Genomic DNA, 12592 nt, shown 5'->3' on the forward strand with positions numbered 1-12592 from the left:
AAAAAATTAAGCTTTCTTTAATTTTAATTCTTTTTTTGCTCTTATTTTTAATGATACAGCAGCAATCACAAAATAAATAAAAGTCAATACCCATAAATGAGTCCATTGATTTATCACTTCTAAAAATGAAGCATCCATTTGCGTTAACTTAACAAAACCCAAAATACCTGGTGTTGATGGTATTATATCTGACATTAAGTGATAAAATATAGTAAATCCTTCTACCGGAAAAGACAAACCACTTAACATTAATGACGGAATTGATATTAACACCAAAAAGACAATAGAATCTTCTCTTCTCTTAAAAAAAGAACTGATTGATATTCCTAAAAATACTACAGAAAACACATAAGGTATTATAAATACATATATAGAAAGTAAAGAAGAACGAACAGGTATACCAAACAATGCATAAATTACCCCTACTTGAACAGGTATAATAACCATGTAGATTAAAGTATACAAAGAAGCTTTTGCTAATAAAACAGATATTACACCTCCTTTATGCAGTATTCTCGGAAACTCTGTATGTGTAGATATTACTTCTCGTCTAGAGCCACTTAAAAGACCTATTCCCATCAACAAAACTAATTGAATAATTAAAGCTGTTAACATGGGTATTAAATAAGTTGCATAACCTGATGTTGTATTAAATAAGCTAGTAGATATTGTTTTTATAGGAGAATAATTCTTTTGTGCCTGATCATAAGAAGCACCTTTAGCTAACTCTTTTTTTATATAAATACCTGCACTAAAATATCCATTAACAACAGTAACATCTCCTAAAACACGTTTATAAAATAACATATTAGCTGCATCAGAAAATGTAGTAATTGTTGTTTGTTTACCACTTCTAATATTTTTTCCAAAATTTTTTGGTACAATAACAATACCTTGTACTTCTTTTGAGTAATAAGCCTTTTTTGCTTCTTTTAAGTCTACAAAAGATGTAATAGTTTTTATCCCTTCGGTTGATTCTAGCATAGAAATATAATCTCTACTCATTTTTGTACCATCCTGATTTACAACCGCCACAGGAACTTCTTTTATTACTTGATTAGAATATATATAGGTATATACAATTAAAATAATAAACGTAACTGACAAAAAAGTACTTGAAACTGCTTTATCAGATTTAATTGAATTCCATTCTGTAATAAAAGTATTTTTAAAAGAAATTATTCCTCTATAAAATAGTTTATATAAATTCTTCATCTTTTAAATATTATGATTAAAATTTCCTTTTAAAAACAATCTTTTTAATTTAAACCAACTTAAAGATATTGATACAATACTTAAAACAACTAAAATAATAATAGCCTTTAAAGAATAAAATACAGGAAATCCTCTTTGAGATTGATCTAATAATAATTCGAAAAAATGTGTAAAAGGAAAAATTTGACTCACCCATTGTAAAACAGTTGGCATTCCAAAAATAGGAAATGTAACTCCAGAAAAAGACAAACTAACAGCAGCAAAACCAGATCCAAAAGTTAATGCCTCTCTAAAACTATTACTAACCGAAACAAAATATAAAGCATAACATTGGTTTGCTATAATTAATAACAGTAAACCTGCTAAAACGGTTAATTTACTTCCAAAAAAAGGAAAATCTTGCCAGACATACATACTTAATAATGTAACAATACCAATTAGAAAAAACCAAAATGTATAAGGTAAAACTTTGCCTAAAATAATTGCGAGTAAACTACCTTTTGTAATATTTAACAATTTATCACCTTTACTATATTTTAAATCTGACCCAAAGCAATAAATAGTAGTTAACATTACAAATAATTGTAAAAACATTGTTAAAAATCCTGTGTTTAAATAATAGGAATAATTTGTATAAGGGTTTGATAACGTATGATTATTTGCAATAATTGGTTTATAATTTATAATAGCTTGTTGCTTAGAAACCCCTTGTTTACGTTGTTTTTCTATATTTATACCTGCAGAAATTGTACCAATAACTTTTCTAAAAGCTTTATTCTCTAAACCTCCTGCTAATAATAAATTACTATTATATTGATTAATGATTGTTACTTGCTTTCCACTTTTTAAATCTGCCTCAATATTTTTAGGAATTGTAATTACTCCATAAGCTTTACCCAAACGAATTAACTCTTCTCCCTTTTGCTGATTTTCAGGAAAAAAACCAATTTCTATTTCTGGTGCTGCATCTAATTGAGCAATTATATTTCTAGAAGTTGCCGATTGATCTAAATCTACCACAGCAACAGGCAAATCTCTTGCAACTCCTTTACTTAAAAGTGAGTTGAAGAATAATATAAACACAAACGGTAATACAATTGCAAGTATAAAAGAAGACTTTGTATTAAATAACAAAGCTATCTCTCTTTTTGCAATTCTTAAAGAGGGTTTCATTTTACTCATTAAATTGAGAATAATCAATTAAAATACTCATTCCTGGTCTTAATTCTATTTCTTTATTTACTGGAGATGCTTTAATTTCAAAAGTTCTAATATCAAAATCTCCCGTAGCTTTTGCTGCATTCCACGTAGCATAATCTCCCAAAGCAGCTATATAATAAATTTTAAATTCTACCTTTTTATTATTTAAAGCAGGAACAGTAGCTATAAAAATTTTATCTTTTTTAAAATTGAAAAGGCTTGTTTCTTTTACATTTATAATTGCATAACTATTAGTTAAATCTACTAAATGTGCCACAGGATAACCAGCACCAATTAACTCTCCTTCTTCTGGTAAAAAATTAAGAACCTCTGCATCAATAGGTGCAATAATATTTCTTTCATTTTTATAACCTTCTAATTCCACTAAAGCTCCATCTGCTTGCTTAACCATAGCCGTTGCAGCTTGTATATCTTCATTTCTTGCTCCTTTCTTGGCCATTTGATAAACACTTAATGCTGCCTCTTGGTCTTTTAAAGCAACTTCTCTTTTTGCAAAAACCTCATCTCTTTTTTGTTCAGAAACTACACCATCTTTGTATAAATTTTCTATTCTAGTGTAAGTCTTGTTCATTACATTTACTGCTGCCGTTGCTTTTTCATAAACACTTTTTGCACCTCTAATTTCTTCTGTTCTAGCACCATTTTCGGCTTTATTTTTTTGAGCATTGGCAGCTTCTCTTAAAGCTAAAGCTTGTTGCTCTTTAGCCATTATTTCTGGACTAGAAAGCGTTGCTAATAATTGTCCTTTTTTTACACTTTCTCCTTCTTTTACTTCAAAAGAATTAATACGAGTAGGTAACTTAGAAGACAAATAAATTTCTTTTGCCTCTATTCTACCTTGTAAAATAATTACTTTAGGTTTTGTTATAAACCATATACCTGTAAGTACTAAAGTTGCAATAATTACAATACCTATTAATGATTTTATAAATTTTGGATTTCTCATTTTTATATTAATTTTGATTTAAGAAAGATCTTGTTTTACCTGTCAGTACCATTAACTCTCCGTAAGCTATACTGTACTCACACAAAGCTTTTATTTTATGAATTTTAATTTCTGATAATTTAAGAGTTGCATCAACTACTTCTAAAGAAGTTCCGGTACCTTCTTCAAAAGCACGCGTTCTCATAAATTTTAATTTTTTCGCAAATTCTTCATCAGCATTTAAACTCTCATACTGTTCTAATTCTTTTTGCATAGTGTTATACAACTTTTCTGTATATGTACTTAAGTTTAACTTTGCTTGTTTCTCAAATTGTTGAACCTGAGATATTTTATATTTTGATGCTTTTACTTTATGTTCTCTTTGAAAACCGTTAAAAAGCTCCCATTCAACACCAAGACCAACAAACCACTTTGTATCTACAAGTGGCAAATTATCTGTACCCAATATATATTTTCCAGAAAAACCTACTTTAGGAAAATAATCACTCTTTTCTACTTTTAATCCTACACCAGCTAATTGTTGATTTTTTTCAATTGTTTTTAACTGATTATTTTCTGCCAACATTTCTTCTTTAAATTCTTCTAAAGGTTTTACAATTGTTGGTGTATTAAAATTGCCTTTAAGACCTTTTATAGAATTTGCACCTATTAAGTTTTTAACAGCAGTTTTTGCTAATTCAACATCTTTTTCTGCTCCTAATAATTCTCTTTTTGCATTAGACAAAGCCACTTTTGCATTTAAAGTTTCTACTTCGGGAATCATTCCGTTTTCAAAAAATTTATTTGCTTGGTTGTTGTGTAATAAAATAACATCATACACTTCTTGTCTTAAAAGAACCGCTTCTTCTGCTAATTTTAATTTAAAAAAGTAGTTAATTAAATTTATAGTTAATTCGTCTTCTTTAATTTTATGCTTAGTTTCTGTTAATGCTAACTTTATTTCTGATGCTTTTGTAGCTGCATTAATTTTTCCTCCTGCAAAAATTGGCATCGATATATCTGCAGTTGCAAATCCTAAATTTCTTTCTTGTAATTCAAAATTCCAATCACCTAAAACATCCACAGGATTTGTAATTCCTAATAAACTACCAACCATATTTCTTTCTTCATTTAAGTCTACTGCAATATCATTATCTAAATGCATATAGGTACCAGAAACACCAATCGTTGGCAAACGCAATCCTTTTGTTGCTTTGTGTTCTTCTTCCATAGCTTTCACCTCAAAACTAGAAGCTTTAGCTTCTCCATTATTAGATAACATCAAATTATAAGCTTCTTTTAAAGTTATGTTTTGCGCATTAGAAAACGTTGTTATAAAACATAAAAACAAGAGTATTTTTATATCTTTCTTATTTAATTTCATCTAATTAAAATTTAAATTAATTTTCATTTATTTTAAAATATTTAAAATATTTTCAGTTAACTTTTTAACATCATTTATAGTTACTTCTTGTTCTTCAAAAATATTTTTTCTTGTAAAGTTTATATAATCTACAGCATATACTAATATGTGATAATGTAATTGGTAAACTGTTGTGTTTTTTGATATTTCACCAGATTTTACACCAATACTTTTAATACTCTGCATTAACTCTGCACTTTTTATCTTGATTTCTTCTGATGCAAAAAAATTCTCATTATGTAATAATTGATAGAAAAACTTAGAAGCATTTGGTTCATTTAAAAAATAAGTAATTCTATTTTTTATAAATGTTTCTATTAATGGTTTTATACTAGTTTTATTTAAAGACAATAAGGTTTCTAATTCTTGATAAAGAGAATGTACTTTATCGTGATACATTTCATTTATTAAATCTTGCTTACCAGCATAAGTTCTGTACAAATAACCGCCACTTACATTGGCGTTTTTAGCAATCATTGCTATTGTAGTAGATTCTATACCTCTTTCTACAATTGTTTGCATTGTTGCCTCTTTAATTCTTGCTATTTTATCTTCATCTATTTTACGTGCCATCTTTCCTTTTTGAAAACACAAATTTATGAATAAATATTCATTCATTTATTATTTGTTTAAAAAAATTAAAAAAAGAACAACCAATTAAAGAAATCAATTCAATTTTTATTTATTAAATTAGTTGAATTATTACTCATAAAAAAAGTCATGAAAAAAATAATTTTTCTTATTTGCATCTTATCTACAATTTCTTTTAAAGCACAAAGTATTATTGGTGCGTGGGAAACTTTTACAACTTCTAAAAATGGAGAAGAAATTAAAAATGTCGTTATTTTTACAGAAGCTTATCAAGTATTAACCACTTACAATGCTAAAACAGGTAAATTTATCCATACTCAGGGAGGTAAATGGAAATTAGACAATGATATTATGACTGAGAACTTAGAGTTTAACTCAAATAACTCTGAATTAATAGGAGTTGAAACAAGCTTTAAAGTGATTATTACCAAGAATAAAATTAAAGTACTTACCCAAAATATAGAGCTTAATAGAATAGATAATGGCAAACCTGGTGAACTACAAGGAGCTTGGTTAATGTCTGGTAGAATTAAAGATGGTAAAACGCAATTACGAGATACTAGCAGACCAAGAAAGACTATGAAAATTTTATCGGGAACTCGATTTCAGTGGATAGCTTATAATACAGAAACAAAACAATTCATGGGAACCGGTGGTGGAACTTACACTACAATAGATGGAAAATATACAGAAAATATTGAATTCTTTTCTAAAGATAATACAAAAGTAGGCCTTAGTTTAGACTTTAATTACGAGCTTACTGATGGCAACTGGAATCATACTGGATTTTCTAGTAAAGGAGCTCCAATACATGAGATATGGAGCATCAGAAAAAATTAAAATACGTTTATAAATTATTCTCCTTAAAATAAAGACCAATAACTAAACTTATAAAAATAATTGCATTGATTAGATATAATGAAATTAAACACGTAGTTAAAACATAATGACCTAAAAGTGTTTTCTAGAGCATTTACTTTTGGAAACTGTTTTGATTATGTTCCAACGTTTTCTAGATAAAAACTAATACCTACAACGTGTATATTTTATTGCTTTCTTTTAGTCAACTTACAAAAATCTTCACTGTTTTCTATTCAGTATTTATTTGCTAAATTTATGTAACATAGAATGCAATAAACACGATAAGTTGTAAATCATTCTTAAACTAAAAAATAAAAAAAACGCCTCATTAAAATGAGGCGTTTTATATTTTTAAAAGAAAAAGGTAGTAGCTTAAGCTAATACTTCTTTTACTTTATCTGCAGCTTCTTGAAATTCTGTAGCAGAAATAATTTCCATTCCAGAGTTATCTATTAATTCTTTTGCTTCTACTGCATTTGTACCTTGTAATCTACAAATAATTGGCACAGTAATTTTGTCTCCCATATTTTTGTAAGCATCTACAACACCTTGTGCAACTCTATCACAACGTACAATACCTCCAAAAATGTTTACTAAAATAGCTTTTACTGCTGGGTCTTTTAAAATAATACCAAAAGCAGTTTCTACTCTTGCAGCATCTGCTGTACCTCCAACATCTAAAAAGTTAGCAGGCTCTCCTCCAGATTCTTTAATTAAATCCATTGTTCCCATTGCTAAACCTGCACCGTTAACCATACAACCAACATTTCCGTCTAAATCAACATAGTTTAAACCAGCAGCTTTAGCTTCTACTTCAATTGCATTTTCTTCACGTAAATCACGCATTGCTGCATAATCTTTATGTCTATATAATGCATTTTCATCTAAAGAAACTTTAGCATCAACTGCCATAATTTTAGAATCAGATGTTTTTAACACAGGGTTAATTTCAAACATAGAAGAATCAGACTTAATGTATGCAGTATAAAGAGCTGTAACAAATTTTGTCATTTCTTTAAAAGCAACACCAGATAATCCTAAGTTAAAAGCAACCTTACGAGCTTGAAAAGGCATTAACCCTAATAATGGATCTACTTCTTCAGTAAAAATTAAATGCGGAGTTTCTTCTGCAACAGTTTCAATATCCATTCCACCTTCTGTAGAATACATAATCATGTTTTTACCAGTAGCTCTATTTAATAAAACAGACATATAATATTCATCTGGCTCAGAATCTCCAGGGTAATAAACATCTTCAGCAATTAAAACTTGATTTACCAATTTTCCTTCTGCAGATGTTTGCGGAGTAATTAACATCATTCCTAAAATATCATCAGAAATTGATTTTACTTCGTCTAAGTTTTTAGCCAACTTAACACCACCACCTTTTCCACGACCACCTGCGTGTACTTGAGCTTTAATTACATGCCAACCTGTACCTGTTTCTTCTGTAAGCTTTTTTGCAGCCTCAACTGCTTCAGCAGGAGTACTTGCAACAATTCCTCGTTGAATTCTAACTCCAAAACTGTTTAAAATTTCTTTTCCTTGATATTCGTGTAGATTCATTTGTAAAATTTTATTAACGGATTCAAAAATACAAATTCATATATAAAACCTCGCATAGTTTTCATTAAAAATTTATCAATGCTTTTTATTTATCACATTAATAAAAAAAGTTTAATTTTTAAAAAGTGTAACATTTTAAATTTACATAAGTCTTTTTTGTAATGATGAGAATTATATCAACCAAAACACTATAATTAATCAACCAAAATTACATGTTTAAAAAAGCCTTTTTAATATTTGTTGTCTTTTTATCAATGCAACAAATAACTGCTCAAGACAAAAAAAACAGAAAAAAAATTAAAACTACCAGAATTACAAATGCTCCTAAAATTGATGGAATTTTAAATGATAAATCCTGGCAAAATGCAGAGTTAATTACCGATTTTGTAGAACTAAGACCTTCTAACGGTAAAATTGTTACTAACGAATATCAGTCTACCGTAAAAGTAATTTACGATGATGATGCTATTTATATTTCCGCTCAAATGAATGATCCTGATCCTGAAGGAATACCAAAAGAGTTTTCTACAAGAGATAATTTTAGTATTGCAGATTTCTTTTTAGTAACCATAAACCCTAATGATGATGGCCAAAATCCTTTTGAATTTATTGTGCAAGCAACCGGAAACCAAGCAGATGCTAAAGTTTCCAACGGAGATGAAGATTTAGATTGGAGTGCCGTTTGGGAAAGCGCTGTTTCTACAGATGATAAAGGATGGAATGTTGAAATGAAAATTCCGTACAGAGCTTTACGTTTTGCAAACAGACCTGTGCAATCTTGGGGATTTAATTTTCACAGAAGATTAGAAAAACTAAACGCACAACATACTTGGACGCATATTGACAACTCCGTTGGAAGATGGACACAATATGACGGTTTAATTACAGACTTTACAAATATTAAACCTCCCACAAGGTTAAACCTATACCCTTACGCTTCTACAACTACCAATATTTTTGAAAACAAAACAGAATTTGATTGGAGTGTTGGTATGGATGTAAAATACGGTTTAACAGAAAATTTTACGTTGGATGCCACTTTAATTCCAGATTTTAGTCAAGTTGGTTTTGATGATGTAGAATTAAACTTAGGTCCGTTTGAACAACAATTTACAGAACAAAGACAATTTTTTACAGAAGGAACAGAACTTTTTAACAAAGCAAATTTGTTTTATTCAAGAAGGATTGGAGACGCTCCCATAGATCAATTTAATGTTTATGAAAATCTTAGTGATGATGAAGAAATTACAGACTACCCAGAAAAAGTGACCATGTTAAATGCAATAAAAATTTCTGGTAGAACAAAAAATGGTTTAGGAATTGGTTTTTTTAATGCTATTACAGAAAAAACAGAAGCTACTATTAGAAATAATAGCACCAATGAAACCAGAAAAGAAGTAACAAGTCCATTTACAAATTACAATATTTTGGTTTTAGATCAGCAATTTAACCAAAACTCTACTGTAACATTAATAAATACTAATGTAACAAGAGATGGTAAATTTAGAGATGCAAATGTTACAGCTTTAGATTGGCATATAGAAACCAAAGACAGTAAATATAATGCTGATGGTTCTGTTAAAATGAGTACTATTTCCGATGATATAAACAATCCAAATACAGGTTATACTTTTGATAATAGCTTTGGATACAATTCTGGGCATTGGAACTGGGAATTAGGTTATAGTTTCGAGAATAAAGACTTTAACCCAAATGATTTAGGAATCCTTTTTAGCAACAACCAACAAACTATTTATGGTAGTGCTGGTTGGACAACCTTACAACCAACTAAAAACTTTAATAGTTATAATTTTTACTTCTATAACGATGCAGAATTTCAGCACTACTCTGGTATTTACACAGGTTATCAAGCTAGTTTTGGCGCAAGTGCACAAACAAGAAAAAGATTTTATTTTGGTGGAAATTTAAATTACGAAACAGAAAACAAAGACTTTTTTGAACCTAGACAAGGTACAACCAGCGGTATTTATTTTTTACAACCAGAAAGAAAGAATGTAAATGGGTGGATTTCTACAAACTCACAAAAAAAGTTTCAAGTAGACGCAGATGCTTGGTATACTGGTTACTCTAAAAACCCTAAAGTAGGTTATGGTTTTAGTGTTGCTCCTCGTTATCGTTTTACCAATCAATTCTCTTTACAATATAGTTTAAATTTTAATAAATTTAATGATGATCAAGGTTATGTAGATCAAACTAATAATAACATTGTTTTTGGAATGAGAGATCGAAAAAATTACACAAACACTATTGCTGGTAAATATAGTTTTAGTACAAAATCTTCTCTATCTTTAAGTTTTAGACATTATTGGGGCGCTGTAAATTATAACGATTATTATAACTTAAATAGCCAAGGAAATTTAGCTAAAAACGATTCTTATACAGGAGACAATCTAAATTTTAATAGTTGGAATCTAGATTTAAACTATATCTGGCAATTTGCTCCAGGTAGTCAATTAATTGCATTTTATAGAAATTCTATTTTTAATGAGGATAATAACTCTAAGTTAAATTTTTATAAAAATCTAGATAATTTGTTCGACCAATCACAAAATCATACTTTTTCTATGAGATTGGTTTACTTTATAGATTATAACAAACTAAAAAGTATTTTTTAGTAAAATACATTCTTATCAATTAAATAGAAATCAGAAAAGCTTAACGGTTTTTCTGATTTCTTTTTTATACATTCGTTACAAAGTTTTAAGTATGATAATTGGTAAAAACATTCACAAATATTATGGTGATGTAGAAGTTTTAAAAGGAGTTGATTTACATATTAAAAAAGGAGAAATTGTTGCCATTGTTGGTCCTTCTGGAGCAGGAAAAACAACTTTACTTCAAATTTTAGGTACTTTAGACAAACCTTTAAAAGAACAAAATTTCGAATTAAAGCTTAACAACACTTCTTTAAAAAACTTAGCAGATAAAGAACTTTCTTCTTTTAGAAATAAACACATTGGTTTTATTTTTCAGTTTCATCAATTATTACCAGAATTTACAGCTTTAGAAAATGTATGCATTCCTGCTTTTATCGCTAAAAAATCAAAAAAAGAAGCAGAAAAAAGAGCTACAGAATTGTTAGAATTTTTAGGTTTATCTCATCGAATTAACCATAAACCTAATGAACTTTCTGGAGGAGAACAACAGAGAGTTGCTGTAGCAAGAGCTTTAATAAATAATCCTTCTGTTATTTTAGCTGATGAGCCTAGTGGAAATCTAGACAGTGAATCTGCTAAAAATCTGCACGAATTATTTTTTAAACTTCGTGATCAGTTTGGGCAAACATTTGTAATTATTACTCACAACGAAGATTTAGCAAATATGGCAGACAGAAAATTAACCATGAAAGACGGAATTATCGCTTTATAAATTAGTCTTATCAACGTCTAAAACAAATAAATAACAATTAACATGAAAGAAACTTTTTTCGATTTAATTACTTATTTAAAGAATCCTGTTTTAGAAAAAGAAACTAATAGAAAGTTTTCTTACAGACTTAAAATATTTTTTCACCTCTTAATTATATCCATTTTAACAAGTATCGTTTTAACACCTATATATGGTTTTTTAGAAGAATTACAACTTGTAGATTTTGATACACATAAGTTAGAAGAAATGTTTAAAGACATGAGTATTCTTCAAACGATATTAATAACCGTAATAGTTGGCCCCATCATAGAAGAACTTCTATTTAGAGCACCTATGACTTTATTAAAGAAACCCATTTTATTTAAATTAAGTTTTTATCTTTTTTCTATAATTTTTGGTTTTATACATATTACAAATTATCAAATTACCAAAAACGTACTCTTACTATCACCTATATTAATTTTACCTCAATTGCTTGTTGGTTTTTATTTCGGATACATTAGAATTAAATTTGGTTTAATCTGGTCTATATTTTTACATGGTGCTTATAACGGCACTTTATATTTAATGAGTTTTATCTTCGAATAGCAAAAAATGAAAAAATCTGAGCTGAAAGAATTTTTAGACGAAAAGGTGATTTTGTACAACAATCCTAAATTTATAGAATCTGACCCGATACAAATTCCGCATTTATTCTCTAAAAAAGAAGATATAGAAATTGCAGGTTTTTTAGCAGCAACAATTTCTTGGGGAAACAGAAAAATGATTATTAAAAATGCATCTAAAATGATGGATTTACTCGATAATTCTCCTCATGATTTTGTAATGAATCATACTAAAAAAGACTTAAAATCGCTTGATAATTTTGTTCACCGAACATTTAATTCTGTCGATTTACAGCAATTTATTACTTCCTTAAAACACATTTACACACATCATAAAGGGTTAGAAAATGTATTACTTGTTGATGAAAAAGAGACCGATTATAAGAATGCTATTCATCATTTAAAAGAAGTTTTTTTCGAAATTCCACATCAACAAAGAACACAGAAACACGTCTCAGATCCGTTAAAAAATTCGGCTGCAAAAAGGATAAATATGTATTTAAGATGGATGGTTAGAAATGATAAATCCGGTGTAGATTTTGGTCTTTGGAAAACACATAAACCTGCAAATCTATCTTGCCCATTAGATGTACATTCTGGCAATGTTGCACGTAAATTAAAACTTCTTTTAAGAAAACAAAACGATTGGAAAGCACTTTCTGAACTCGATAAAAATTTAAGAAAATTAGATAAAAATGACCCTGTAAAATATGATTTTGCATTGTTTGGTTTAGGGGTTTTCGAAAAGTTTTAATTAGTAGTTAACAACCTCTTTTCTGTTTCTTTTATTTATGA

11 protein-coding genes are annotated in these 12592 nt (G+C 28.6%); 5 read left to right on the top strand and 6 right to left on the bottom strand.

Annotated elements, in window-relative coordinates; all coding sequences use genetic code 11:
* Nucleotides 1–6: 6 nt before the first annotated feature.
* Genes ACJJVY_RS04445 through ACJJVY_RS04465 form a run of 5 tightly spaced genes read right to left on the bottom strand, consistent with a single transcriptional unit; the run spans nucleotide 7 to nucleotide 5357 of the window.
* Nucleotides 7–1215, bottom strand: coding sequence for an ABC transporter permease (locus ACJJVY_RS04445; RefSeq protein ID WP_405605585.1), 1209 nt, complete (start codon nucleotides 1213–1215; stop codon nucleotides 7–9).
* Nucleotides 1216–1218: 3 nt separating this feature from the next.
* Nucleotides 1219–2397, bottom strand: a complete 1179-nt coding sequence (locus tag ACJJVY_RS04450) for an ABC transporter permease (protein ID WP_405605587.1) — start codon at nucleotides 2395–2397, stop codon at nucleotides 1219–1221.
* Nucleotides 2390–3382 (bottom strand): HlyD family secretion protein, encoded by a 993-nt coding sequence (locus ACJJVY_RS04455; RefSeq protein WP_405605589.1) that lies wholly within the window; start codon nucleotides 3380–3382, stop codon nucleotides 2390–2392. Before ACJJVY_RS04455 ends, ACJJVY_RS04450 begins: the two co-directional genes overlap by 8 nt.
* Before the next feature lie 7 nt (nucleotides 3383–3389).
* Nucleotides 3390–4745 (bottom strand): TolC family protein, encoded by a 1356-nt coding sequence (locus ACJJVY_RS04460; RefSeq protein WP_405605591.1) that lies wholly within the window; start codon nucleotides 4743–4745, stop codon nucleotides 3390–3392.
* Nucleotides 4746–4772: 27 nt separating this feature from the next.
* The gene (locus tag ACJJVY_RS04465) at nucleotides 4773–5357 is read right to left on the bottom strand and encodes a TetR/AcrR family transcriptional regulator (protein ID WP_405605594.1); all 585 of its coding nucleotides are present in this window, start codon (nucleotides 5355–5357) and stop codon (nucleotides 4773–4775) included.
* Between the two features lie 147 nt (nucleotides 5358–5504).
* Here ACJJVY_RS04465 and ACJJVY_RS04470 point away from each other — a divergent pair, with 147 nt between their 5' ends.
* The gene (locus ACJJVY_RS04470) at nucleotides 5505–6215 is read left to right on the top strand and encodes a membrane or secreted protein (protein ID WP_405605596.1); all 711 of its coding nucleotides are present in this window, start codon (nucleotides 5505–5507) and stop codon (nucleotides 6213–6215) included.
* Nucleotides 6216–6608: 393 nt separating this feature from the next.
* Here the strand turns inward: ACJJVY_RS04470 and sucC are convergent, their stop codons facing one another.
* Nucleotides 6609–7802: an ADP-forming succinate--CoA ligase subunit beta gene (sucC, locus tag ACJJVY_RS04475; RefSeq protein ID WP_405605598.1), complete on the bottom strand. Its 1194-nt coding sequence runs from the start codon at nucleotides 7800–7802 to the stop codon at nucleotides 6609–6611.
* Between the two features lie 212 nt (nucleotides 7803–8014).
* Here sucC and ACJJVY_RS04480 point away from each other — a divergent pair, with 212 nt between their 5' ends.
* The 4 genes from ACJJVY_RS04480 to ACJJVY_RS04495 all read left to right on the top strand — a co-directional run bounded on the left by ACJJVY_RS04480 (nucleotide 8015) and on the right by ACJJVY_RS04495 (nucleotide 12551).
* Nucleotides 8015–10438 carry a DUF5916 domain-containing protein gene (locus tag ACJJVY_RS04480; protein WP_405605600.1) on the top strand — a complete coding sequence of 808 codons (2424 nt, stop codon included), beginning with the start codon at nucleotides 8015–8017 and terminating at the stop codon, nucleotides 10436–10438.
* 91 nt (nucleotides 10439–10529) lie between these two features.
* A complete protein-coding gene (locus ACJJVY_RS04485; protein WP_405605602.1) occupies nucleotides 10530–11192 on the top strand; it encodes an ABC transporter ATP-binding protein in 663 nt (220 codons plus the stop codon).
* A gap of 42 nt (nucleotides 11193–11234) precedes the next feature.
* Entirely contained in the window at nucleotides 11235–11780 is a 546-nt protein-coding gene (locus tag ACJJVY_RS04490) for a CPBP family intramembrane glutamic endopeptidase (RefSeq protein WP_405605604.1), read from the top strand.
* Nucleotides 11781–11786: 6 nt separating this feature from the next.
* Nucleotides 11787–12551 carry a TIGR02757 family protein gene (locus ACJJVY_RS04495; protein ID WP_405605606.1) on the top strand — a complete coding sequence of 255 codons (765 nt, stop codon included), beginning with the start codon at nucleotides 11787–11789 and terminating at the stop codon, nucleotides 12549–12551.
* Nucleotides 12552–12592 lie beyond the last annotated feature (41 nt).

Source organism: Polaribacter sp. Asnod1-A03, assembly GCF_045063585.1.
In the GTDB taxonomy this organism is placed as follows: domain Bacteria; phylum Bacteroidota; class Bacteroidia; order Flavobacteriales; family Flavobacteriaceae; genus Polaribacter.